Annotated in this window: 25 protein-coding genes; 15 read left to right on the plus strand and 10 right to left on the minus strand. The window is 71.7% G+C overall.

Features of this window, described 5'->3' with window-relative positions; genetic code table 11:
• The first annotated feature begins 73 nt into the window (after positions 1-73).
• From AB0F52_RS32215 to AB0F52_RS32240, 6 genes are all read left to right on the plus strand, one after another.
• Positions 74-970, plus strand: a complete 897-nt coding sequence (locus tag AB0F52_RS32215) for a hypothetical protein (protein WP_360179261.1) — start codon at positions 74-76, stop codon at positions 968-970.
• A 232-nt stretch (positions 971-1,202) separates the two neighbouring features.
• Entirely contained in the window at positions 1,203-1,532 is a 330-nt protein-coding gene (locus AB0F52_RS32220) for a hypothetical protein (protein WP_360179263.1), read from the plus strand.
• An 88-nt stretch (positions 1,533-1,620) separates the two neighbouring features.
• On the plus strand, positions 1,621-3,015 hold the full coding sequence (locus AB0F52_RS32225) for an MDR family MFS transporter (protein ID WP_360179265.1): 1,395 nt from the start codon (positions 1,621-1,623) through the stop codon (positions 3,013-3,015).
• Positions 3,016-3,098: 83 nt separating this feature from the next.
• Entirely contained in the window at positions 3,099-4,586 is a 1,488-nt protein-coding gene (locus AB0F52_RS32230; RefSeq protein ID WP_360179267.1) for an alpha/beta hydrolase, read from the plus strand.
• 169 nt (positions 4,587-4,755) lie between these two features.
• The gene (locus tag AB0F52_RS32235) at positions 4,756-5,985 is read left to right on the plus strand and encodes a DUF222 domain-containing protein (RefSeq protein WP_360179269.1); all 1,230 of its coding nucleotides are present in this window, start codon (positions 4,756-4,758) and stop codon (positions 5,983-5,985) included.
• 849 nt (positions 5,986-6,834) lie between these two features.
• Complete coding sequence (locus tag AB0F52_RS32240) at positions 6,835-7,275, plus strand: GNAT family N-acetyltransferase (RefSeq protein WP_360179271.1); 441 nt, start codon at positions 6,835-6,837, stop codon at positions 7,273-7,275.
• Between the two features lie 2 nt (positions 7,276-7,277).
• Here AB0F52_RS32240 and AB0F52_RS32245 read toward each other — a convergent pair whose 3' ends face one another.
• Both AB0F52_RS32245 and AB0F52_RS32250 read right to left on the minus strand, forming a co-directional pair.
• Positions 7,278-7,973 (minus strand): hypothetical protein, encoded by a 696-nt coding sequence (locus AB0F52_RS32245; protein ID WP_360179273.1) that lies wholly within the window; start codon positions 7,971-7,973, stop codon positions 7,278-7,280.
• Positions 7,974-8,061: 88 nt separating this feature from the next.
• Entirely contained in the window at positions 8,062-8,757 is a 696-nt protein-coding gene (locus tag AB0F52_RS32250) for an SDR family oxidoreductase (RefSeq protein ID WP_360179275.1), read from the minus strand.
• A 103-nt stretch (positions 8,758-8,860) separates the two neighbouring features.
• Between AB0F52_RS32250 and AB0F52_RS32255 the strand changes: the two genes are divergently transcribed.
• The 3 genes from AB0F52_RS32255 (at position 8,861) to AB0F52_RS32265 (ending at position 11,412) form a co-directional block, all read left to right on the plus strand.
• Entirely contained in the window at positions 8,861-9,775 is a 915-nt protein-coding gene (locus AB0F52_RS32255) for a LysR family transcriptional regulator (RefSeq protein ID WP_360179277.1), read from the plus strand.
• 195 nt (positions 9,776-9,970) lie between these two features.
• The gene (locus AB0F52_RS32260; protein WP_360179279.1) at positions 9,971-11,149 is read left to right on the plus strand and encodes a lytic murein transglycosylase; all 1,179 of its coding nucleotides are present in this window, start codon (positions 9,971-9,973) and stop codon (positions 11,147-11,149) included.
• 5 nt (positions 11,150-11,154) lie between these two features.
• Positions 11,155-11,412, plus strand: a complete 258-nt coding sequence (locus AB0F52_RS32265) for a hypothetical protein (protein WP_360179281.1) — start codon at positions 11,155-11,157, stop codon at positions 11,410-11,412.
• Here AB0F52_RS32265 and AB0F52_RS32270 read toward each other — a convergent pair.
• Positions 11,409-12,179, minus strand: a complete 771-nt coding sequence (locus AB0F52_RS32270; RefSeq protein ID WP_360179283.1) for a TetR/AcrR family transcriptional regulator C-terminal domain-containing protein — start codon at positions 12,177-12,179, stop codon at positions 11,409-11,411. The two genes, AB0F52_RS32265 and AB0F52_RS32270, sit on opposite strands and share 4 nt — an antisense overlap.
• Before the next feature lie 62 nt (positions 12,180-12,241).
• Here AB0F52_RS32270 and AB0F52_RS32275 point away from each other — a divergent pair, with 62 nt between their 5' ends.
• A complete protein-coding gene (locus tag AB0F52_RS32275) occupies positions 12,242-12,655 on the plus strand; it encodes a DUF1992 domain-containing protein (RefSeq protein ID WP_360179285.1) in 414 nt (137 codons plus the stop codon).
• On the opposite strand, the gene yidC is transcribed toward AB0F52_RS32275, so the two are convergent.
• On the minus strand, positions 12,638-13,282 hold the full coding sequence (gene yidC / locus AB0F52_RS32280) for a membrane protein insertase YidC (RefSeq protein ID WP_360179287.1): 645 nt from the start codon (positions 13,280-13,282) through the stop codon (positions 12,638-12,640). The genes AB0F52_RS32275 and yidC overlap by 18 nt on opposite strands.
• A 77-nt stretch (positions 13,283-13,359) precedes the next feature.
• Positions 13,360-13,626, minus strand: coding sequence for a DUF6412 domain-containing protein (locus AB0F52_RS32285; RefSeq protein ID WP_360179409.1), 267 nt, complete (start codon positions 13,624-13,626; stop codon positions 13,360-13,362).
• Between the two features lie 77 nt (positions 13,627-13,703).
• Between AB0F52_RS32285 and AB0F52_RS32290 the strand changes: the two genes are divergently transcribed.
• The 4 genes from AB0F52_RS32290 to AB0F52_RS32305 all read left to right on the plus strand — a co-directional run bounded on the left by AB0F52_RS32290 (position 13,704) and on the right by AB0F52_RS32305 (position 16,918).
• A complete protein-coding gene (locus tag AB0F52_RS32290) occupies positions 13,704-14,822 on the plus strand; it encodes a metallophosphoesterase (RefSeq protein ID WP_360179289.1) in 1,119 nt (372 codons plus the stop codon).
• Positions 14,823-14,906: 84 nt separating this feature from the next.
• Complete coding sequence (locus AB0F52_RS32295; RefSeq protein WP_360179291.1) at positions 14,907-15,698, plus strand: alpha/beta hydrolase; 792 nt, start codon at positions 14,907-14,909, stop codon at positions 15,696-15,698.
• A 25-nt stretch (positions 15,699-15,723) separates the two neighbouring features.
• Positions 15,724-16,242, plus strand: coding sequence for an O-acetyl-ADP-ribose deacetylase (locus AB0F52_RS32300; protein WP_360179293.1), 519 nt, complete (start codon positions 15,724-15,726; stop codon positions 16,240-16,242).
• A 28-nt stretch (positions 16,243-16,270) separates the two neighbouring features.
• The gene (locus AB0F52_RS32305; RefSeq protein WP_360179295.1) at positions 16,271-16,918 is read left to right on the plus strand and encodes an HAD family hydrolase; all 648 of its coding nucleotides are present in this window, start codon (positions 16,271-16,273) and stop codon (positions 16,916-16,918) included.
• On the opposite strand, the gene AB0F52_RS32310 is transcribed toward AB0F52_RS32305, so the two are convergent.
• The gene (locus AB0F52_RS32310) at positions 16,908-17,375 is read right to left on the minus strand and encodes an NUDIX domain-containing protein (RefSeq protein WP_360179297.1); all 468 of its coding nucleotides are present in this window, start codon (positions 17,373-17,375) and stop codon (positions 16,908-16,910) included. The two genes, AB0F52_RS32305 and AB0F52_RS32310, sit on opposite strands and share 11 nt — an antisense overlap.
• A 129-nt stretch (positions 17,376-17,504) precedes the next feature.
• Between AB0F52_RS32310 and AB0F52_RS32315 the strand changes: the two genes are divergently transcribed.
• A complete protein-coding gene (locus tag AB0F52_RS32315) occupies positions 17,505-17,936 on the plus strand; it encodes a DoxX family protein (RefSeq protein ID WP_360179299.1) in 432 nt (143 codons plus the stop codon).
• A 21-nt stretch (positions 17,937-17,957) separates the two neighbouring features.
• Here the strand turns inward: AB0F52_RS32315 and AB0F52_RS32320 are convergent, their stop codons facing one another.
• From AB0F52_RS32320 to AB0F52_RS32335, 4 genes are read right to left on the minus strand one after another with little or no spacing between them, the layout of a single operon-like run.
• A complete protein-coding gene (locus tag AB0F52_RS32320; protein WP_103344348.1) occupies positions 17,958-18,560 on the minus strand; it encodes an ATP/GTP-binding protein in 603 nt (200 codons plus the stop codon).
• Positions 18,541-18,912: a DUF742 domain-containing protein gene (locus tag AB0F52_RS32325; protein ID WP_004561733.1), complete on the minus strand. Its 372-nt coding sequence runs from the start codon at positions 18,910-18,912 to the stop codon at positions 18,541-18,543. The genes AB0F52_RS32320 and AB0F52_RS32325 overlap by 20 nt, the downstream gene beginning before the upstream one ends.
• Positions 18,909-19,328, minus strand: a complete 420-nt coding sequence (locus AB0F52_RS32330; RefSeq protein WP_004561732.1) for a roadblock/LC7 domain-containing protein — start codon at positions 19,326-19,328, stop codon at positions 18,909-18,911. The genes AB0F52_RS32325 and AB0F52_RS32330 overlap by 4 nt, the downstream gene beginning before the upstream one ends.
• Positions 19,328-21,883: a nitrate- and nitrite sensing domain-containing protein gene (locus tag AB0F52_RS32335; RefSeq protein ID WP_360179301.1), complete on the minus strand. Its 2,556-nt coding sequence runs from the start codon at positions 21,881-21,883 to the stop codon at positions 19,328-19,330. Before AB0F52_RS32335 ends, AB0F52_RS32330 begins: the two co-directional genes overlap by 1 nt.
• Between the last annotated feature and the right edge of the window lie 56 nt (positions 21,884-21,939).

Genomic DNA, 21,939 nt, shown 5'->3' on the forward strand with positions numbered 1-21,939 from the left:
GCTGAGCTATTGGCGACCGGGTGGGCTCCGGGCCTACGGTCGAAGGACCGTCCCTCCACGAACCGGAGTTCCCTTGCGCACTAAGCAGATCGGCGTCGCGCTGGCCGCGGCCGCCGTCCTCGCCGTTCCGGCCGCACCCGCCCAAGCGGCGTCCAGGATCATCCCGCTCGACCTCTCCGCCGGGCAGCAGCCCGAGAACATCGCCTTGGAGCCCGACGGCTCCGCCGACCTCACTTTCGCCTACACCGGCGAAATCGGCCGGGTCACGCCCGGCGGCCGGATCGGCGTCATCGCCCGCATCCCGGTCCCCGCCGACGGCGATGTCCCGGTGGTGCACCGGAAACTGTTCCTCGGCGGCATCGTCCGCGCCCCCGGCGGCGACCTGTACGTGGCCGTTTCGACCGGCACGGCGGCCACCGGCCTCTACCGCGTGCGCCCCGGGGCCGCGCCGGTGCAGGTGGCCGCCCTGCCGCCGGCCGGGTTCCAGAACGGCGTCGCGCGCGACCCCGCCAGCGGTGACATCTTCGTCGCCGACTCGTTCGGCTCGGTCGTCCGGCGCGTCTCCCCGCACACCGGCCGGGTCACCGACTGGGCCAGCGGCGAACTGCTCGCCCCACTCGGCGGCTTCGGCGCGAACGGCGTGAAAGTCCACGACGGCGCGCTCTGGGTGTCCAACCTGGATCGCGGCACGCTGGTCCGATTCCCGCTCAGCGGAGCGCCCGGCCGGGTCGTCGCCTCGGGTCTCGGGCCGGTCGACGACTTCGCCTTCCACGGCGAGGACGTCGTCGCGGCCGTCAACCAGGAGAACCGGGTCATCACCATCGGCCACGACGGGGTCCGGACCATTTTGTCCATTTCGGATGGCTTGGCCAACCCGACGTCGGTGGCCGTCCGCGGTGACACGCTGTACGTGGCCGACAGCGCGTACTTCGGCGGCTCACCCAACCTGCTGCGCACCCGGCTGAAATGACCGTGCATCCGCACGCCGATTGTGCACGCGCTTTCCGTGATCTCCGGGAAACGGTTGCTGGGAACCAAATCCACCGGTAAGTTGGCGGACCCCCGGTGTTCGGTCATCGGCCACCGGGGTTCGCGCTGCTCGGCGGAGCGGGGAGGCCACCACCGAGAGAGCGCTTTCCGGCGGCAGGGGTCGCCGCCGGGTGCAGGAGGGAAGCGGTGCCTTGGTGTTGCGGGGAACGGTCATGGCCGAGCGCGTGACCGAGCCGTACGTGGTCGGCCTGGAAGCCATCGCGGGTGAGCTGCTGCGCGGCAAGTGGTGTGTCTACCTGCACGAATGGCTCGGGGACGAGCTCGATTTGCCGAGCTGGCAGGCCGAGGTGGCCACCCACGCCGAGCACGCCGGCGTCGAGGTGTGCTTCGTCGAGATCCCGCGCAAGGACATGACACTGGTGGCGAACGTGCGCGCCCTGCCCAGCTTCGAGCAGGTCACCGAGTCCGTGTCCGCCCTCGAGCACTACCGGGGACTCGGCGCGGGCAGCCGGAGCGTGGTTTTCCGCCGATCAGCCCAGTGACACGAGCGGGATCGCCGCGCCCGATCCGCCGGCCCGGCCGCCGGGCAAGGTTGACTTCAACCTTCCTGGAGCTTTTACCGTCGGCACCATGACCGCTCTCCGCACCGCCCCGCCGCCGATCCCGCGCACCGTCTGGATCGCGTCCGGCGTGATGGCCCTCGGCGGCTTCCTGGGCAACATGGACGCCTCGATCGTCGCGGTCGGGCTCGAATCGATGCGGGACAGCCTCGGCGTCGCGCTCGTCGAGATCCAGTGGGTCGCGACGGCGTACCTGCTGGGCCTTTCGGCCGCGCTCCCGCTCACGCCGTGGCTCGGGCACAAGTTCGGCGCCGGACGGCTGTGGCTCGGCGCGCTGGCCGCGTTCCTGCTCACGTCGGTGGCGTGCGCCCTCGCCCCGGACGCGGGCACGCTGATCGCCCTCCGGGCCGTGCAGGGCATGGCCGCCGGCGTCATGGTCACCGCCGGGCAGACCGTGATCGGGCTGGCCGTCGGCCCGGAACGGCTGGGCCGGACCATGGGCACGCTGGCGCTCGTGGTCGGGCTCGCACCGGTCGTCGGGCCGAGCGTCGGCGGCTTCCTGCTCGCGCACTTCTCGTGGCCGGTGCTGTTCTGGCTGAACCTCCCGATCGGGCTGCTCGCGTTCGGCCTGGCGCTGCGGTACGTGCCGCGCGGCGACCGGCAGCAGCCACCGCCGATGGACTGGCGCGGCCTCGCCCTGGTGTCGCTCGGCCTGCCGCTGCTGGTCTACGCGCTCACCGAACTCGCGACCCCCAGCTCGCTCGACATCGCTCTCGCGGCCATCGGCGCCGCCGCCATGAGCGTGTTCACCTGGTGGTCGCTGCGCACCACCCACCCGGTGCTGCGGCTGCGGCTCGCCGCGCGGCCGGTGCTGGGCTCCGCGCTCGCGTCCGTGCTGCTCGGCGGCGCCGGGATGTTCAGCGCCGTCCTGCTGCTGCCGCTGTGGTTCCAGCTCCGGCTCGGCGCCGGGACCGCCGAGTCGGGCGTCCTGCTCGCGCCGATGGGCCTGGCCACGACGGTGTCCGTGGTCGTGGCCGGGCGGCTGACCGACCGCTACGGCGGCGGGACCGTCGCGCTCACCGGGTCACTGGTGGTGCTGGCGAGCACGGTGCCGATGCCCTGGCTCGGCCCGGAGACGCCGACGTGGCTCATCCAGGCCCTGCTCGTGGTCCGCGGCGCCGGGCTCGGGCTTTCCATCCTCCCCGCGTCGACGGCGGCGTACGCGTCGGTCGCCGCCGCCGAGCTCGGCCACGCCACCGCGCTGGTCAACATCGTGCTGCGCGTGGGCGGCGCACTCGGCGGCGCGCTGTGCGTGATCGTGCTGTCCGGAGGCCTGAGCGCCGGCCCGGCGACCGGGTTCGGCTGGGCCTTCGGCGTGCTGGCGGCGCTGTGCGTGCTCGGCGCGCTGGCCACCGCCTGGCTCCGGCGGGCCGAGCGATCGTCCACAGTAGACGCAAAGGCGTGATTCACCTGGGAAGCTGGCGGGATCACCGGATCGGTGATTTGCTGGAGTGGGTCGAGCACTGTCGGTGAGGGGGAGGGCGCGCGATGGCGGGGGTAGGCAAGCGGCTGGTGACGGCCGCAGCGGTGACGGCGGTGTTGGGGAGCCTGCTGGCGGCAACGCCCGCTTCGGCCGCGGAATCCGTCGACTGGCAGCCGTGCGCCGACGCGCCCGGCGTCGACTGCGGCACGGTGACCGTGCCGGTGGACTGGGCACACCCGGACCGCGGCACCACGTCCGTCGCGCTCGCCCGGCGCAAAGCCACCGACCCCCAGGCCCGGATCGGCTCGGTCCTGATGGACCCGGGCGGCCCCGGCGGATCGGGCACCGAGGAGGTCAAGTACGGCTGGTCGCTCTCGCCCGAGATCACCCGGCGCTTCGACACCGTGGGGTTCGACCCGCGCGGCGTCGGCGCCAGCACCCGGATCTCGTGCGGGCTCGAGGAACTGATCGCCGACCACCCGCGCGTGCCGCACAACCAGGCCGAGTTCGACCAGCTCGCGGAGTACAACCGGAAGCTCGGCGAGAGCTGCAACCGCATCTCCGGCCCGCTGGGGCAGTTCGGCGACACGAAGAGCGTCGCGCGGGACATGGACGCCATCCGCGTCGCGCTCGGTGAGCCGAAACTGACTTATTACGGCGTTTCCTACGGCACGCTGATGGGCCAGCAGTACGCGGAGCTGTTCCCGGACAAGGTCCGCGCGCTCGTGCTGGACAGCAACATGGACCACTCGCAGTTCACCGCGGCCGAATTCCTGCTCAGCGAAACGCGCTCGGTGCAGGCGGAGTTCGGCGAGTTCGCCGCCTGGTGCGACCGGACGCCGAGCTGTGCGCTGCACGGCCGCGACGTCTCCAAGCTCACCCGCGACCTGCAGGACAAGGCCGCGCGCGGGGAGCTCAAGGACCCGCAGACCGGAGAGGTGCTCGAGCCGCTGGACCTCGCGTCGGTCTTCCAGGGCAACTTCTACACCCCGAGCTGGGACAGGCTCGCGACGGTGCTCAAGGCGCTGGCGGACGGCACCGCACCGGCCGCATCGGCCCGGCTGCGCGACGACATCCCGATCAACTACGTCTTCCAGAGCGTGTTCTGCGACGACTGGCGCATGCCCGTGCACAACTTCGCGGAGCTGGAGACCTACCGCCGGGTGGCCGAGGCGTTCGCCCCGGACATCAAGGTCAACTCCCTCGGCTGGCGGGCGGTCACCGGCTGCATCGGCTGGCCGAACCGCACCAGCAACCCGCAGCACCCGCTGCAGGTGCACGGCGCACCCCCGTTGCTGGTGCTGAGCAGCCGGTACGACCCGGCGACACCGTACGCGTGGTCGCAGGCGGTGGCCCGCCAGACGGGCAACACGCTGCTGACCTACGACGGCTGGGGCCACGGCGCGTACTCCAAGAACAGCACGTGCGTGACGAAGGCGACCGACGACTACCTGATCACCGGAAAGCTGCCGGCGCCGGGAACCCACTGCGCCGCGGTCGAGCCAACGGCAACGGCTCTGGTCGCCCAACGGCCATCGACGATCGGCTTCTGAGACTCTGCGGCTTCGCCGTGGCGTGGGGAATCGGCGCTCCTCGTGGCGCCGATTCCCCACGCTTCGGTTTCCCTGCCGGACTTTCCGCTGTTCCAGGGCCCGGACATGGGCCCACCCTTACACCCTTTCGTGTGATGAACTCATGTTCGATGCTCGGTAATCTTGAGCTATGTCCGACAACGCGACTCTCTCCTCCGACGCGGTGGCCATCGCCGACCGCATCGGTGAGCTGCTCGCGTGCATGCGCTCCGCCGAAGCCGAACTTGGTGCCCTGCTGGTGGAAATCGAACAGCGTGGGGTGATGGAGCTGTTCGGCTACCGCTCCGTCGCTCGGCTGTTGGAGCATCTCGGCGATGTTCCCAAGCAGGCTGGTGAACGGATGATGAAACGCGCTCGGGCTCTCAATCCGGGCCGGAATCTCGACGGCAGCCCGATTCCTGCGCTCGCGCCCGCGACGGGTGTTGCCGCGCTGGCGGGGCGGATGAGCACCCCGATGATCGATGTGATCACCGAAGTGCTCACCCAAGTCCCGCCCGAGCATCAGACGAGCGTCGAAGTCGACCTTCTGACTTTCGCCGCCGATGCCGGACACAGACAGGTCGCGGCCCTCGGCGCTCGCATCCTCGCTCACCTGAACCCTGACGGCGCCGAACCTGACGACACCGAACCCGCCAACCCGACCCGGGAACTGTTCTTGCGGCGCAAGCGAACCGGGGTCTGGGAGTTGAACGGCAGGTTCGACGACGAGACCGGCACCCGCACCAGCGCCCTACTCGATACGCTCGCCGAACGCCGCACCAGCGACGACGGCCCCGACCACCGCACCCTGCCTCAGCGTTACGGCGATGCCTTCTCCGACGCGGTCGACCTCGCCCTCAACTCCCCAGACCTACCCATGCAAGCCGGAGAACGAGCCCACGTCATGGTCGCGGTATCGCTAGCCGACCTCAAGACCGGCGTGGGTACGGCCACCCTCGGCGACAGCGGTTCGATGTCCGCCGCCGAAGCCCGCGTGCTTGCCTGCGACAGCATGCTCATCCCCGCCGTCCTCGGCGACAAGAGCGAACCCCTCAACCTCGGTCGCCTCCGCCGCCTGATCTCCGCTGGGCTGCGCCGGGCCCTGTACCTGCGCGACCGAGGTTGCGCCTTCCCCGGCTGCCATCGGCCGCCACGGCATTGCCAGGGCCACCACATCCGCCACTGGGCCGACGGCGGACCCACCGACCTCACCAACCTCGTCCTGATGTGCGCCCACCACCACCGACTCCTGCACCGCTCCGACTGGGAAGTCCACATCGCCCCCGACGGCCTCCCCGAATTCCTCCCACCGGTATTCATCGACCGGCGCCGAAAACCCAGACGCAACAACATCCACGAACCACTCCCATGCGCAGCCTGAGCCAACCGGACACGGGAAAGGCCCGCAGCCACCCGGCTACGGGCCCACACCCACGCCCACCGCGAAGAGGGTCCGCGCCCAAAGGCACCGCCAGCGGTTCCACCGCACACCCCGCGAACGAAGGATGTGCACGCCCCGTACCCACCGCGAAAGGTCCGCGCCCCACAGTTCCGCCTCTGGCAGCGGCTCCATCGCGCACTTCGCAGGCGAAGCGTGCACGCCTCACGCCGACCGCGAAAAGGTCCATGCCCAGCAAGTTCCGCCAACGGACCCGCCGCCCAGCCCGCACCTGAAGGGCGCACACCTGCACCCAGCCGACCGACCGTCCATCCGGCAACCAAGGCCAGGCCAGGCCAGGCCCGCACCCGTCGGCGCAGCCGTCACCAGCCCCAGCACACTCCGCCGGGAAACCAGCGACCTACCGGAGTCCCTCCAGCCAACCATCGTCGAAGCCCACTCACGTGACCAGCCGAAAGTCCACCAACAGCAGCGAAACCCGCCGCGGCTACCTCGGCCTGCGCCGCAAAAGAGCGGTCACCGCTGCCAGCGCTCGGGCCCTCGGAGACGGGGCCTGCACCGCCGCCTCGGGGCCGGTTCGGCGGCGCATTCGGTAGGCCAGCTCCAGTACTTCGAGATCTTCGGGGCGGCGGCGGCCGCGGACATCCGGCCGCAGCATCAGCTCCCCCACCGAGACGCGTCTGCCACTGGCACGGTGCGCCGTGCGCGCCATCGAGAACCTCCGCTGCTTTTGCCGACCCGGGCTCCGAGATTCTATGAATTTGATTCGGGTTCGTCACCTTACTCGTGAGTTGTGTCCGGTGCGTGTCCGCCGCGCGTTAGCCTCGGACCATGATCACCATCGGGGGCCTGACCGAAAATGACCGCGCTGCCTGGGAAAACCTGTTCGCCGGCTACCACACGTTCTACGGCAGGACCCTCGCGCCGGAACTCGTGGACCGGGCGTGGCGCGAGTTCGCCCGCGGGGAACGGATGCACGCCCTCGGCGCGTGGGCCGACGGCGAACTCGTCGGCATCGTCCACTTCCTCACGCACGCCAGCACCACCTCCGCCGACGTCTGCTACCTGCAGGATCTCTTCACCGATGTCCGCGCCCGCGGACGCGGGGCCGGGCGCGCCCTCATCGAGGCCGCTGCCGGATGGGCGCGAGCGCGGGGGTGCGCTCGCCTCTACTGGCACACCCAAACGTCGAACACGACCGCCCGGCGGCTCTATGACCAGGTCGCGCTCGACAAGGGCTTCATGCAGTACCAGATTCCGCTCGGCACCTGACCTCAGCGGCGGTGACGGCCCCCGCCGCCGCATCCCTGGTGGTGCTCGCCGAAGGAGAAGCCGGCCGGGCGGCGGCCGGCCCACATCGACGGCCAGTCCGGGGTTCCCGGGCGGCCTCGCGACCAGAGCGGGATGTCCGGGGTCTCGTGGCGCACCGGCGCCGCCTGCTCCGGCGGGTTCGGTTTCGCCTTCACCGGCGCCTTGACCTTGTCGACGATCTTCACCGCCCGGGCCAAAGTTCCGCGGTGGCCCGCCGGGCTGACGGAATTCGATTCAGGATCGACGTCTGCCGGGGAAATTCCGGCCGGTGTGGGCGGTGGCGTTACGGATTCCGGAGCCACCGGAGCCGCGGGCGGCGGCGCGTGTTTGGCCGGCGGCACGACGACGTCCGCCGGCAGCGGGACCAGCGCCACCGCCGGGGGTTCCAAGCCGACCGGCGGCCAGGCCGCACCCAGGTCGCGCGAGGACGGCATCGACACCGCCGCGCTGACCCCGCCCGTCAGCGCCAGCGCCCCCGCGACCACGGACAACATCCGCACCCGCGTCAGCGAACGCAAGACCTGCGGCTGCTCCCGGTGACGCGCCACCCGCGGCAGCACCACGGTGTCCTCGTCGCGGTAACGATCAAGGGGTGCGTCGGACCGGACCAGCAGCTCGGCGACGGTGACCACCTCTCGGCGCGGAGCCCTACGTGCCATCAAACCCTCCACCTGGGCCGTCCGAACGGGCGGCAACGCGTCCGGACGGCCGATCATAGGAACGCTTCAAGTCCGTGTAAAGGCTCGCTCACCCGAGCCGGCCGCCACCGTCCACATGCAGCACCGAACCCGTGACGAACGGGTTCGCCAAGAGGTGCAGCGTGGCGGCCGAAACGTCCGCGGGCCGGCCCACCCGGCGGGCCGGATTCGCGTCCGCGGTCCGGCGGAAGAACTCCGCCTTCGCCTCGCCGAGCCGGTCCCACGCACCCGAGTCGACGATGCCCGGGGAAATCGCGTTGACCCGGACCGGCGCGAGAGCCACGGCGAGCGCTTCGGCGAGGAACGCGACCGCGCCGTTCGTGGTCGCCATGACCGTCCTCTCCGGCGCCGGGCGCCAGGCGGCGACGCCGGAGAACAACACCATGGCCCCGCCTTCGCGGAATCGCGGCGCGAAGTGCTTGGCGAGCATCAGGGGACCGACCACTTTGGCGTCGAAGGCCCGCGCGACGGCAGCCCGCTCCAGCGTCGTGACCGGGCCGTTCGCCGGCGCCGCGGCGAGCGAGACCACGAAGTCCACTTCGCCTACTTCTTCGGCAAGCGCTTTCAACGACGATTCCTCGCCGAGATCCGCGGACGCGGCCCGGACACCCGGCTCCACCAGCGCCGCTGGCTGGCGGCCGGCCCAGATCACTTCCGCGCCGGCCGCGCCCGCGTCCACCGCGATCCGCCGGGCGATCCCCGAGCCGCCGCCCACGATGACCAGCCGCTTTCCCTCGAACGACATTTCCGTGCTCCTTTCGTCTCGCACACGGCGTTCAGCGCCGGGCGCCCCCGGAACAATCCCGTCGCCCTCCGAAGGTTTTCGATAACTGCGATAGAATTCGCGAATGCCTACGCTGCGCGCGCTCGAGTGCCTGGTCGCGGTCCTGGACGCGGGCTCGATCACCGAGGCGGCCGCCCGGCTGCACCTGTCGCAGCCCGCACTGTCCCACCAGATCGGCGCGCTCGAACGGGAACTGGGGACGCCGGTGCTGGAGCGGCTGCCCCGCGGGGTCCGCCCCACCGCCGCCGGGCGGGCGGTGCTCGCGGACGCGCGGGCGGCGCTGGCCGCCGCCGAACGGGTGGTCCGGACCGGCCGCGCGGTGGCCGCCGGCGGCGAAGGCACCCTGCGTGTCGCGTGCGCGGAAAGCATGACCGCCGGACTGCTCGCCCCCGTCCTGCGCGCCTGGCACCGCCACCGGCCGGAAGTGCTGGTCACGCTGACCGAGACCACGAGCGCGGACGCGCTGGCCGAAGCACTGGAAACGGGCGAAGCGGACATCGCGGTCGGACCGCGGCCGAGCCGCTGGACCGGGTCCGCCGAGGTGGTGGGGCGCGAGGAGATCGTCGTGGCGCTGGCCGCGGACCACCCGCTCGCTGCCCGGGCGGGCGTCCCGATGACCGCCCTCGCGGGCATTCCGGTGGTGCACTACCACCGGGACAATGGTCTCGGAGGCTGGCTCGACCAGGAGGCGGCGCGGAGCGGGACGGTGCTGGACGCGGTGATGCGGACGAAACAGGCGGCGACGGCGGCTCAGCTCGCCGCGGCGGGGCTCGGGGTGGCACTGGTCCCGACCACCGCACTGACCCGGAACTTCCCGGGAGCACTGCGGCGGCTGAAGCCCCCGCTGCACCGGGACGTCGTCACGTTCACCGCGACGCCGTCGGATCCGCTCGTCCGGCGTTTTACCGCGGACGTGACGCACCGCGGGCTCACCGTGCCGGGTGTCCTGTCGGACAAACTGTCCGCAGCGCCCCGTTAAGTCCTGGTGAATCTGACAGATTTCCTACGAAGGTTTTGTGCCATCCAGACGAACTTCTCCATCCGGGGCCGATTTGGCTGTGGCATTCGCCAAAGTTTGGTTCCATCGGATAGCTTGCTCCTACCGGTCAGTACCGGTGGGTGAGGCCGATCGGGTGAGGCGATCAGCGACAGATCGAGGGAAGCGGGGACGACCATGCCCAAGCACCGGCCACGTCGAACGAGCGCGCGTTCGGTCCGCCGGGCCGCTGCCGCGCTCGCGGGTGGGGCGCTCGTCGTGCTGCCGACGCTGACCACCGGCCTGCCCGCGCCCGTCGTGGTGGCCAACGCCGGGGACAGGCTGCCCGACCAGGCCGTCGCCGCTCCGCCGCAGCAGCAGCCGAACATCGTCATGCCGCCGATCGCGGTCGACGGCAGCCTGCCCCAGCCGCCGCTGCCCGAACCGCTGGTGGTGCCCGGTGGGCGGGCCGGCTCCGCCGGCATCTCCGGATCGCTCGGCATCCCGGGGAGCATGCTCAAGGCGTACAAGAACGCCGCGGACATCCTCGCCAAGGAACAGCCGAACTGCCACCTCGACTGGGCGCTGATCGCCAGCATCGGCCGGATCGAGTCCAACCACGCCCGCGGCGGGTACGTCAACGCCAACGGCGACACGCTGGAGCCGATCCTCGGCCCGGTGCTCAACGGCGCGGGCGCGTTCGCCGCGATCGCGGACACCGACGGCGGCAAGTACGACGGCGACACCGTGTGGGACCGCGCGGTCGGTCCGACGCAGTTCATCCCGTCGACGTGGCGCGGCTACGCCTCCGACGGCAACGGCGACGGCGTGTCGAACCCGAACAACATCTACGACGAGGCGCTGGCCACCGCGCGCTACCTGTGCTCGGGCGGCCTCGACCTCTCCACCGACGCGGGCCAGCGGATCGCCGTGCGCCGCTACAACAACTCGCAGTCCTATGTGGACACCGTGCTGGCCTGGGCCGCGGCCTACCGCGGTGGGGTGGCCCAACTGCCCGACAGCCAGGTGCCGATCGGCGTGCCGAACGCGCCGGACGCCGCCGCGGCCGGGTTCCCGGTCGGCGTCCCGGCGCCGCCCGCGCCGCCGGTCGACACCCCGCTGACGGAGACCCCGCCGGCCACCACGCCGACGACGCCGACCTCGCCGGATCCGGCCACCCCGACCACGCCGACGTCCCCGGCGCCGACCACGCCGACGTCTTCGGACCCGGTCACGCTGCCCTCGACGGACCCGACCACGCCGCCGCCGGCGACCACCAGCACCACCACCCCGCCGCCGTCGTCGACGGCCGCCGCCACCCCGGCCGACTCGACGGACGCCCCCACTTCGACCACCTCGACCAGTTCGGCCGGGTGAACCCGATGGAGCCGTTCCTGGTGCACATCCGCTGCGACACCGACGGCTACACCCATGCCGTCACCGAAGAGGAGTTCGCGGCGGGCCGGCACGAGGGGCGGTTCCGGGCGGTGTGCGGGCACGTCGTGCTGGCGGCGCCGATGATCGAAGAACCCGGCCGGTTCGACCCGGTCTGCCGGGACGTCCTGCGAGCCGGGACAGCGCAACCGGCTTCGGTGCCCCAGCAGGAGCGACGCCGGCTGCGGTGGCGCAGCCGGCGCTAGTCCACCAGGGCCTGGATGCCGTCGAGCATCCGGTTCAGGCCGAACTCGTACGCTGTGTCGCCCTGCGCCTTGGCGCTCTGGTCGAAGCCCCCGCCGAGCCAGATGCGGTTCATCGCGGGGTGCGCGTCGACGATGAAGTAGTTCTCCCAGAACGATGACCGCTGGTGCCACCACGCCTCGGTCGACTGGCCGGTGCTGCGCTCCAGCCGGGTGTTCTCCGCGTCGAGCGCGGCGTTCGCGTCGACGTACGTGCCGATCCCGTTGGCCGCCGCGACGGCCTGCCGCGGCGGCAGCCCGAGCGCGTCCATGATCGACAGCAGGTACTCCTGGCCCGCCAGTTGGCCGGGGCCCAGCGGCGGCCGGACGCGCGAGACCTCGCACAGCCACGGGTGGTCGTGGTAGACCTGCCGGGTCCGGTCGGCGTAGAGCGCCACCTGCTCGCGCCAGTCCCCGCGGCGCGGCTCGCCCGGCCCGGGCAGCCGCCGCCCGACGAGCACGTCGTCGACCATCAGGTCCACCAGCTCCGCCTTGCCGGGCACGTAGGTGTAGAGCGTCATCGTCCCGGCGCCGAGCTCCTTGGCGACGCGGTGCATCGACGCGGCGGCGAGCCCGTCGGCGTCCGCGACCGCGATCGCGGCGGCGACGATCCGCTCGATCGTCAGCGTCGGGCGGCGGCCCCTGGTCGGTTCGGCACCGCCGCCACGGGTGCGCCAGAGCAGCGCGAGCGTCCGGTCGACGTCCTCGGCGCCACTGCGTTCGACGGTCATGCGGTCCCCTCGCTCGTCATCCGGACATTACCCTGGAGAGTGGACGGAGGGGGTGCGAGGAGATGAGCAGGCGCAAACCACCGAAGGTGTCCTTCCGCTGGTGGGTCGACCGGCAGATCGCCGAAGCGCGCGAGCGCGGCGAGTTCGACGACCTGCCCGGCACCGGCCGGCCGCTGCCCAAGCCCACCGGCAACGACGCCGTGACCGACTGGGTGCTCCGCGAAGTCCGGAAGGGCGGCCACGACACGACGGTGCTGCTGCCGCCGTCGCTCGCGCTCAAGCGCGAAGTCCAGGACCTGCCGGGGAAGCTCGCCGTCGAGCGCACCGAACGGCGGGTGCGGGAGCTCGTCGAGGACCTCAACGACCGGATCCGCCAGGCATACCTCAACCACCTCTCCGGCCCCCCGCTCACGGTGGCGCTGGTGGACGTCGAAGAGGCGGTCGAGGACTGGCGGCGCTCACGAGCCGCGTCGTAGCAACGCCCGTTCCGCCGCGCTCCACGCCGTGGTGGTGAGCAGGTAGATCCCGGCGGCCTGCGGCACGACGAGCGCGGCGAGCACGGTGCCGTAGGGCAGCAGCCGCAGCAGCTTCCCGCCCGGGGCGTCGACGGTGGCCGGCTGACGGCGCACCGAGAACCAAGCGACCACGGCGAGCCCGGCCGCGATCACGAACACGAGCGGGCTGCCGGCCAGGCCGTGCGCGCCCAGCGGTGTGCCGAGCAGGGTCGCGCCGAGCAGCGAGTTGGGTTCGCCGCCGATCGTGGCCGTGGTGAACAGCCGGTACATGACCGTGAAGAACGGCAGCTGCAGCAGCATCGGCAGGCAGCCGACGAACAGGGACGTCCCGGACTCCTGCTGCAGCTTCGTCATCTCCGCGGCCAGCTTTTCCCGGTCGCGGCCGTGCTTTTCCCGCAGGGCCTGGATCTCCGGCAGCAGGGTGGTTCGCGCTCGTTCGCCGCGGGCGGCCGACCGGGCGAGCGGGTGCAGCAGCAGCCGCACGCCGAGGGTGAACACGACGATCGCCAGCGCCGTCGAGAGGGGGCCGGTGAGCAGGTGGATCAGGTGGTACGCGCCTTCGACGGGCACGTCGAGAAAGCCGAACATGGGCAGCACTCCGCTTGAGCAAGAAGGCATGAGTGGACGGGGTGAGGGTGAGCGGAATGGCTGCGCTGAGGTGGTTCCTACGCAGCCGTGCTGCGGAAACCGGGTGCTCGTGGGCGGCTTCGGCCCGGCCGGCTCGGGTCGCGGAGCCGGATCGACTCGGCACGCCGGGCCCGGCGGCGCAACGCCGTGACGCGGCTGCGCACCGGCGCCGACCACAGCGCGAGCTCGGCGCGGTGCGTGCTGCCGACCAGCAGGACGACCAAGAGGCTCGCGGCCGCGAGGGAGGCGAAGGCGACCAGCGCGGTCGGGCTGGCCAACGCGGGGAACGCCAGCTCGAGCAACATGTGCACGGCGTCCCCCCTTCCTTCCCCCTCCAGAGTAGCGAAAACGCTAACAGCCCGATGGGCTGTAACCTGGTTCGATGAGAGGCCGATTGGTCGTGCCGGTCCTGGCGCTGCTTCTGCTGTTCACCGTCCCGTGGTGGACGCTGGTGCTGGCGCCGGACTGGGGTACCGCGGGCACGATCGCCGGGACGGCGGTGTTCGTGCTGGGCCTGGTGGCGATGCCGGTCGCCATGGTCCGCGGCCACGGGCGCCGCCAGCGCGACGGCGCCGCCCGCCTCGGCGACACGCTGCTCGCGGTGATCTGGGTGCTGTTCAGCTGGTCGATCCTGAGCCTCGTGCTGCGGGTCGCGCTGCTGGGCGTCGACGACCCGGCGCGGTCGCGGATCGTCGCGGGCGCGACCGCGCTGATCGCCGCCGGGCTGCTCGTGCACGGCCACCGCGTCGCCATGCGCGTGCCGCCGGTGAAGGCGGTCGACGTCGCCATCCCGCGGCTCGGGCCGGGGCTCGACGGCCTGCGCGTCGCGGTGCTGACCGACACCCACTTCGGGCCGATCGACCGGACGAAGTGGTCGGAGGAGGTCGTCGCGGCGGTCAACGCGCTCGAGGCGGACGTCGTCTGCCACGCCGGCGACCTCGCCGACGGCGCGGTGGCCAAGCGCCGCAAGCAGGTCGACCCGCTCGGCGGCGTCGAAGCCGGGCTCGGGCGGTTCTACATCACCGGCAACCACGAGTACTTCGGCGAGGCCCAGGCGTGGCTCGACCACATGGCCGGGCTCGGCTGGGACACCCTGCACAACCGCGCGACCCTGCTCGAGCGCGGCGGCGACCGGATCCTCTTCGCCGGCATCGACGACCCGACCGGCACGGCGTCCGGGCTGCCCGGCCACGGTCCCGACCTGGCCGCGGCGCTGGCCGACCGGCCCGCCGACGTCCCGGTGGTGCTCCTGGCGCACCAGCCGAAGCAGGTCCGGCAGGCCCGCGAGGCCGGGGTCGACCTGCAGATCTCCGGCCACACGCACGGCGGGCAGATCTGGCCGTTCCACCTCCTGGTGCGGTTCGACCAGCCGACGCTGTCCGGCCTGAGCCGGCACGGCGGGACGCAGCTGTACAACAGCCGCGGCACGGGCTTCTGGGGCCCGCCGTTCCGGATCTTCGCGCCCAGCGAGATCACGCTCCTGACCCTGCGTTCGGCCTGACGCCTCCCCCTTCGGCGGTCTCCGGAGCCCACCGACAACTTTTTTTGTCTTGACAGATTGAAGCGTCGGAGTCACGCTGTCCGCATGACGACGACCACCTCTGCCGACGGCACGAAGCTCGCCTACACCCGCGCCGGGTCCGGCCCCGCGCTCGTCCTCGTGGACGGCGCGATGTGCTACCGCGGCTCGTCCCCCAACGACGCGCTGGCGAAGGAACTGGCCGCGCACTTCACCGTGTACACCTACGACCGCCGCGGCCGGGGCGAAAGCGGCGACACCGGGCCGTACGCGGTCGAACGCGAGGTCGAGGACGTCGCGACGCTCGTCAAAGAGGCGGGCGGCGAGGCGTTCCTGTTCGGCATTTCCTCCGGCGCCGCCCTGGCCCTCGAAGCGGCGCGCAGCCTCCCGGTCCCGAAGCTGGCGGTGTACGAGCCACCGTTCATCGTCGACGCCACCCGCCCCCGCGTCCCGGCCGACTACGTGACCCGGCTCGACCAGGCGCTGCGAGAAGGCAAGCGCGGCAAGGCGGTCAAGATGTTCATGACCGAAGGCGTCGGCCTGAGCGGCGCGACGGTGGCGATAATGCGGATCATGCCGTTCTGGGCGAAGCTCAAGAGAGTCGCCCACACGATCCCGTACGACACGGCGCTGGTGATCGGCCACCAGGCGGGCGAGCCCCTCCCGGCGGCCTGGCCGGAGGTGACGGTCCCGGCACTGGCGATCGACGGAGGCCGCAGCCCGGACTGGATGCGCAACGGCGTGGCGTCGCTGGCGAAGGTGCTGCCGTCGGCGGAGTACCGGACCCTGCCGGACCAGACGCACATCGTGAAGGCGCCGGCGCTGGCCCCGGTGCTGACGGAGTTCTTCCTGGCTTAGGAGATCGTCCGGCAGGATCGAACCCATGCGAATCCGGATCCTCGACGCCGACATCACCACCCTCGAGGTCGACGTCGTCGTCAACGCCGCCAACTCCTCGCTGCTCGGCGGTGGCGGGGTCGACGGCGCCATCCACCGCAAGGGCGGCCCCGAAATCCTGGCCGCGTGCCGGGAGCTGCGGGCCGGGCACTACGGCAAGGGCCTCAAGACCGGGCAGGCCGTCGCCACCACCGCCGGCAACCTGCCCGCGAAGTGGGTCGTGCACACCGTCGGCCCGGTGTGGTCGGCCGCCGAAGACCGCTCCGGGCTCCTCGCCGACTGCCACCGCAACGCCCTGCGGGTGGCGCGCGCCCTCGGCGCCCGGACCGTCGCGTTCCCCGCCATCTCCACCGGCATCTACCGCTGGCCCCTCGAGTCGGCCGCGGAAATCGCGCTCACCACCGTCTCCGCCGCCGAACCCGGCCCCATCACTGAGGTCGTCTTCGCCCTGCGCGGCGAAGCGGCCATGGCGGCCTTTCGGGCTCGTCACAACTCCCTTGCCTGAACGATCACCGAGCGGGCAGGGTGCAGGCGTGCCCACTCGCGCCCTGGTCTTCGACTTCGACGGCACGCTCGCCGACACCGAATCCGCCGTCCTGCAGTCCTGGCAGGCCGTCTTCCGGGAACACGGCACCGAACTGCCGCTGGATGCCTGGTACGCCGTCATCGGCACCCAGCGCACCACACCCGCCATGTTCGCCCTGCTCGCCGAGCACGCGCCCGGGATCGACCCGGAAGCGCTGCGGCCGCGGACCCGGGCGCACGTCCTCCGGCTGCTCGAGGACCTCGGCCCGCGCGAAGGCGTGCTCGACTACCTCGAAACCGCGCGCGTGAACGGCATCAAGCTGGCCGTCGCCTCCAGTTCGTCCGGGGCGTGGGTGAACCCGCACCTCGAACGGCTCGGCATCGATCGCTACTTCGACGCCGTCCTCACCGGGGACCTGCACAAAGCCAAGCCCGATCCCGACCTCTACCTCGCGGCCCTCGACGCACTCGGAACCGCCGCCGGGGAGGCGATCGCCTTCGAGGACACCCCGCACGGTGTCACCTCCGCCAAGGCCGCCGGGCTGACCTGCGTCGCCGTGCCGAACGCGATCACCCGGAACCTCGACTTCGGGCAGGCGGACGTCGTGCTGCCATCGTTCACCGCCAAGCCGCTCGAGGCGCTGCTCAGCCGCTGACCAGCGCCAGCAGCCGGTCGAGGAAGGGCAGCTGGCCCTTCACCAGCTTCTCCCGGGCGTCCCGCAGCGAGAACCAGGCCACCCGGTCCACCTCGGGGAACTCCTGCTGACGGCCCGAGCGCGGCGGCCACTCCATCGCGAACGTCCCGGGCACCACCGCGGCCGGATCGAGGTCGGCTTCGACCGCCCACGCCGTGACGACCTTGCCGCCCGACTGCTTCACCACGCCCAGCTCGACGTACTCGCCGTCGGGCGCGGGCAGCCCCAGTTCCTCCTCGAACTCCCGCCGGGCCGCCTTCTCGGGGGACTCGTCCGGGTCGAGCTCGCCCTTGGGCAGCGACCACGCGGCCGCGTCCTTCTTCGCCCAGAACGGCCCGCCCATGTGCCCGAGCAGCACTTCGAGGTCTTCGCCGCGGCCGCGGTAGAGCAGGAGCCCGGCACTCTGTTTGCCCGCCATGGAGACAGTCTCCCGGAACTCTTCCAAGATTTTTCCGCGAGGGTGTCGAAACCCGCCGGGGCCCGATCGACGCGTAGGCAGAAGGCAGCGTAGCCAGAAAACAAGGAAACCCAGGGAAGGAACCCCACCATGACCGCCACCATCGCCCGCGAAACCCGCACCACCACCCCGGCCAAGACCCAGGTCACCGGCCTCGTGATCGGCGCGAGCCGGATCGTGATCTCGTTCCTGTTCGGCTTCCACGGCCTGCAGGGGTTCGGGCTCTTCGGCGGCATCGACGGCCAGGGCGGCGGCGTCCCGTTCGGCTCGTTCCCCGGCTGGTGGGGCAGCGTTTTCGAACTCGTGGGCGCCGCGCTGCTGCTCGTCGGGCTGGCGAGCAGGCCGGCCGCGATCCTGCTCTCCGGTGTGATGGCCTACGCCTACTTCACCGTGCACGCCCCGATGGGCCTGCTGCCGCTGCAGAACATGGGTGAGCCCGCCGCGGTGTACTCGTGGATCTTCCTGCTGTTCGCCGCGATCGGCCCCGGCCGCCTCGCGCTCGACAACCTCATCAAGCGCTGAGGGGCACCGGGCGCGGTCCGGTCAGTAGCCGCCCTGGGCGGCCGCGAGGTCGGACCGCGCCATCACGTGTTCCATCAGGCTGGTCAGCACCTGCTTCGTCGAATCACGCTCGCGGGCGTCGCACAGCAGCAGGGGGACGTCCATGCCGACGTCGAGCGCCTGCCGGACCTCCTCGGTGCCGTAGCGGTACGCGCCGTCGAAGCAGTTCACGCCGACGACGAACGGCAGGTTGCGGCGCTCGAAGAAGTCCACCGCGGCGAAGCAGCTGTCGAGCCGCCGCGTGTCGGCCAGCACGACGGCGCCGAGCGCGCCCTCGGCCAGCTCGTCCCACATGAACCAGAACCGGTCCTGCCCCGGCGTGCCGAACAGGTAGAGGATCAGGTCGGGGTTGATCGTGATGCGGCCGAAGTCGAGCGCGACCGTCGTGGTGGTCTTCTGCTCGACGCCCGACAGGTCGTCGACACCCTCGGACGCGGTGGTGATGACCTCCTCGGTCCGCAGTGGCGGCACTTCGCTCACCGAACCGACCATCGTGGTCTTGCCGACCCCGAACCCGCCGGCGATGAGTACCTTGACCGCGGTCGCGGTCAGGTTCCGCCGGGGGTCAGAGTTTCCGGATGCCATCAAGAACCGCCTGCAATACGTGTCGGTTGGGGGTTTCCTGGACCGGTGCCGCGGTACGGAACAGCACCAGGTTCTGTTCGATGAGGTCGCTCAGCATCACCTTCACCACGGGCAGCGGGAGATCGACCCGGGCGGCCACCTCGGCCACCGAGACCGGCCGCTGGCACAGCGCGATGATGCGCGCGTACTCCGGTTCGAGCATGCCCGCTTCGTGCGCGGTGCGCAGGGCGACCACGAGCGTGATGAGGTCGAGCCCGAGCGTGTCCGACCGGGTGCGGCCGCCCGTGACCGCATAGGACCGGACCAGGGGGCCGGCCTCGTCGTCGAACCAGGCTTCGTGCCGTGCGCTCATGGCGACGTGGGCTGAACGCCGGCGCCGGTCCGCGGGGCCGAGGTGAGGACCTGGCCGACCCGCTTCACCATCAGGTTCATCTCGTACGCGACCAGCCCCATGTCCGCGTCTTCGCGGGCCAGCAGGGCGAGGCAGGCGCCCCGACCGGCCGCCGTCACGAACAGGAACGCGTGGTCCATCTCGACCATCGTCTGGCGGACGTTGCCGCCGCCGAAGTGCCGCCCGGTGCCGCGGGCCAGGCTCTGGAACGCCGAAGCCACCGCGGACAGGTGTTCGGCGTCCTCCTCGGAAAGGTTGCCCGACCTCCCGATGAGCAGGCCGTCCGAGGACAGCACCACCGCCCGGTCCGCCCCGGCGACCCGCTTGACGAGGTCGTCCAGCAGCCAGTCGAGCTCGTGGGCGCCTGAGTTGACCATTACTCGCGCTCTCCGTACCTGTCGTCGTTCTCGGGAAACTCTTCGTCTCGGGCCCGCCGGGTGCCCTGCTGGAAGGCGGAGAGCCTGCTGCGGGCCACCTCCGGGGAATCCAGCCGGACCTCTTCGCGTTCCGCGGTCGCCGGCTTATCTTCCCGCAGCTGCGGGACGAGGCTCTGCTGGCGTCGCCGCTGCGGCAGCGGCGGGCGGCCGGGCGCCTCCGGGCGGCGCGGCTGCTGCGGGCGGCTTTCGGGCGTCGCCGCGGCCCGCGGCTCCTGCGGCGGCCACACCGGCTGCTGCGCGGACGGCCGCGCCGGGCGCGAGGACCGGGCGGGCGGGGCGGGCGGCCGGACCGCGGCCACGGGCTGGGCCTGGGTCGGCTGGCTCACCGGCTCCGACACGGACCCGGCCGGGACCGGCGTCGGTGCGGACGGCGGCTGGGCCGGGGCCGGCGGCGGGACGGTCACCGGCGGGGCCGCCATCGGCGGCACGGGCGTGGGCGGCTGGGTCACGGCCGCGGGAGCCGTCGGGGGCGCCGGCGGGGCGGCGGGCGGCTCGGTGCGGTGCCGGGGCGGGCGGCGGACCGGCCGCTTGAGCGGCGCGACCTCGTCGTTGGCCGTCGTCTCGGGCTCGGCCAGGTTGGGGACGAGCTCCGGCTTCGGCGGGGTGATCGGCTGTTCCGGCTCGATCTCGGCGAGCGGGGCGAGCAGGTCGGTGCGCACCAGGACGATGGCCCGGGTGCCGCCGTAGGCCGACTCCCGCAGGTGCACCTGGATGCCGTGCCGCGCGGCCAGCCGCGCGACCACGAACAGGCCGAGGCGGGGCTCGTCCGACAGCGCCATGATCCCGAAGTCCGGCGGGTCGGCCAGCATCGTGTTGATCTCTTCGGTCTGGTCCGGCTCGAGCCCGAGGCCCTGGTCCTCGACCTCGATCACGACGCCCTTGCCGACCACGTTGCCGCGGATCTCGACCCGGGACTGCGGCGGCGAGAACGCCGTCGCGTTGTCGATCAGCTCGGCGAGCAGGTGCACGAGGTCGCCGACGACCGGGCCGCGGACGGCGATCTGCGGCAGCACCGCCGCCTTGACCCTGGCGAAGTCCTCCGTCTCGGCGGACGCGCCGCGGACCAGCTCGGCGAGCCCGACCGGGTTGCGCCACTGACGGCCCGGCTGCCCGCCGCCGAGGATGATCAGGTTCTCGGCGTTGCGGCGGGCGCGGGTGGAGAGGTGGTCGAGCTGGAACAGGGTGTCCAGCTGCTCCGGGTCCTCCTGCTTGCGCTCGGCCTGGTCGAGCACCTTGAGCTGGCGGTGCACGATGACCTGGCTGCGGTGGGCGATGTTGAGGAACACCGTCTTGGTGCCCTCCCTGGTCTTCGCCTCGTCGATGGCGGCCGCGATGGCGGTCTGCTGCGCCTTGTTGAAGGCGTCGGCGACCTGGCCGATCTCGTCGGTGCCGTGGTCGAGGAAGTGACCGCCCTCTTCGAGGTCGACGGGCTCACCCGCCCGAACCCGGGCCACCAGCTCGGGCAGCCGGACCTCGGCCGCGTCGAGGGTGTCCTCGCGCAGCCGGTGCAGGCGGCCGATGAGCCGGTTCGACAGCCGGACGGCGACGAACACCACGAAGACCGCGAACAGGACCGCGATCACGCCGGCGATCAGCGACTCGGTGAACGTCGAGTCCGCGTCGTTGATCGCGGCCTGGCTCGCGTTGGAGCTCTGGAGGATGAAGATGCCCATCAGCGCGGCGCCGACCTGGCGGGCGGCGGTGCGCCACTGGTCCTGCGGCACCGGCAGCTTCGACAGGTCACCGCGCAGGAACGTGGTCTCGACCTGGTTCACGATCTGCCACGGCTGGCTGGCCAGCAGCTCGTCGTACTTGGCCTTGACCTCGGGGATCAGCTTCGGCGCCGAGGCGTCGAGCTGGGCGTGGTAGGCACCGACCTGACCGACGTAGGTCCGGAAGTCGTCGTTGCTCAGCCCGCCCGCGGCCAGCCCGGCGGCGGCGAGCGCGTCACTGCGCTGCATCGCGTCGGCCGCGGTGAACAGCGGGATGGCGGTCAGCCGGTCGAAGGCGTTCTGGGCGCCGCGCGCGTTCTGCGCGAGCCCGGCCACGCCGTCGGTGAACTGGTCGATCATCTTGTTGTAGTAGACGAAGGCCTGGTTGATCTGCATCTGGCCGCCGTCGATCGCCTGCCGGTTCTGCGGCAGCTGCTGGTACAGCCCGAAGAACGTGGTGATGTTCTTCAGCACGCTCGGCGGGGTGTCGTCGTAGTCGGCGAAGCTGTCCTTGAGGTACTGGATCGTCTTCGCGGCGTTCTCGTCCGTCTTCGGCCGGACGGCCGCCAGCACGGCACGCTGGTTGCTCTGGCCCGCGAGCAAGCTCAGCGTGGCCTGGCGCTCCTGCTGCAGGGAGGCGAGGAAGGGGATCGACGGGGCCTCCGAGCCCCGGATGCGGTTCGTGTAGTCCCGGCCGGTGACCGCGTCGTAGATGAGGTAGCCCGCGAGGGCCACACCGACCAGCAACAGCGCGATACTGGGGACGAGCGCGATCGTGAGCACGCGCTTCCGAATCGAGGATCCCCGGTTGCGTCGAAGAGAAATCTGCTTCACCTGGG

Source organism: Amycolatopsis sp. NPDC024027 (assembly GCF_040638975.1).
In the GTDB taxonomy this organism is placed as follows: Bacteria; Actinomycetota; Actinomycetes; order Mycobacteriales; family Pseudonocardiaceae; genus Amycolatopsis.

Excerpts from the sequence above, each read along its gene's own strand:
- AB0F52_RS32325 (WP_004561733.1), bottom strand. The coding sequence starts at position 18,912 with ATGAGCGCACGGCACGAAGCCTGGTTCGACGACGAGGCCGGCCCCCTG.
- AB0F52_RS32315 (WP_360179299.1), top strand. The coding sequence starts at position 17,505 with ATGACCGCCACCATCGCCCGCGAAACCCGCACCACCACCCCGGCCAAG.
- AB0F52_RS32220 (WP_360179263.1), top strand. The coding sequence starts at position 1,203 with ATGGCCGAGCGCGTGACCGAGCCGTACGTGGTCGGCCTGGAAGCCATC.
- AB0F52_RS32235 (WP_360179269.1), top strand. The coding sequence starts at position 4,756 with ATGTCCGACAACGCGACTCTCTCCTCCGACGCGGTGGCCATCGCCGAC.
- yidC (WP_360179287.1), bottom strand. The coding sequence starts at position 13,282 with ATGTTCGGCTTTCTCGACGTGCCCGTCGAAGGCGCGTACCACCTGATC.
- AB0F52_RS32320 (WP_103344348.1), bottom strand. The coding sequence starts at position 18,560 with ATGGCATCCGGAAACTCTGACCCCCGGCGGAACCTGACCGCGACCGCG.
- AB0F52_RS32270 (WP_360179283.1), bottom strand. The coding sequence starts at position 12,179 with ATGACCGTCGAACGCAGTGGCGCCGAGGACGTCGACCGGACGCTCGCG.
- AB0F52_RS32285 (WP_360179409.1), bottom strand. The coding sequence starts at position 13,626 with ATGTTGCTCGAGCTGGCGTTCCCCGCGTTGGCCAGCCCGACCGCGCTG.
- AB0F52_RS32250 (WP_360179275.1), bottom strand. The coding sequence starts at position 8,757 with ATGTCGTTCGAGGGAAAGCGGCTGGTCATCGTGGGCGGCGGCTCGGGG.
- AB0F52_RS32255 (WP_360179277.1), top strand. The coding sequence starts at position 8,861 with ATGCCTACGCTGCGCGCGCTCGAGTGCCTGGTCGCGGTCCTGGACGCG.
- AB0F52_RS32295 (WP_360179291.1), top strand. The coding sequence starts at position 14,907 with ATGACGACGACCACCTCTGCCGACGGCACGAAGCTCGCCTACACCCGC.
- AB0F52_RS32290 (WP_360179289.1), top strand. The coding sequence starts at position 13,704 with ATGAGAGGCCGATTGGTCGTGCCGGTCCTGGCGCTGCTTCTGCTGTTC.
- AB0F52_RS32260 (WP_360179279.1), top strand. The coding sequence starts at position 9,971 with ATGCCCAAGCACCGGCCACGTCGAACGAGCGCGCGTTCGGTCCGCCGG.
- AB0F52_RS32230 (WP_360179267.1), top strand. The coding sequence starts at position 3,099 with ATGGCGGGGGTAGGCAAGCGGCTGGTGACGGCCGCAGCGGTGACGGCG.
- AB0F52_RS32225 (WP_360179265.1), top strand. The coding sequence starts at position 1,621 with ATGACCGCTCTCCGCACCGCCCCGCCGCCGATCCCGCGCACCGTCTGG.
- AB0F52_RS32275 (WP_360179285.1), top strand. The coding sequence starts at position 12,242 with ATGAGCAGGCGCAAACCACCGAAGGTGTCCTTCCGCTGGTGGGTCGAC.
- AB0F52_RS32300 (WP_360179293.1), top strand. The coding sequence starts at position 15,724 with ATGCGAATCCGGATCCTCGACGCCGACATCACCACCCTCGAGGTCGAC.
- AB0F52_RS32245 (WP_360179273.1), bottom strand. The coding sequence starts at position 7,973 with ATGGCACGTAGGGCTCCGCGCCGAGAGGTGGTCACCGTCGCCGAGCTG.
- AB0F52_RS32310 (WP_360179297.1), bottom strand. The coding sequence starts at position 17,375 with ATGGCGGGCAAACAGAGTGCCGGGCTCCTGCTCTACCGCGGCCGCGGC.
- AB0F52_RS32265 (WP_360179281.1), top strand. The coding sequence starts at position 11,155 with ATGGAGCCGTTCCTGGTGCACATCCGCTGCGACACCGACGGCTACACC.
- AB0F52_RS32240 (WP_360179271.1), top strand. The coding sequence starts at position 6,835 with ATGATCACCATCGGGGGCCTGACCGAAAATGACCGCGCTGCCTGGGAA.
- AB0F52_RS32330 (WP_004561732.1), bottom strand. The coding sequence starts at position 19,328 with ATGGTCAACTCAGGCGCCCACGAGCTCGACTGGCTGCTGGACGACCTC.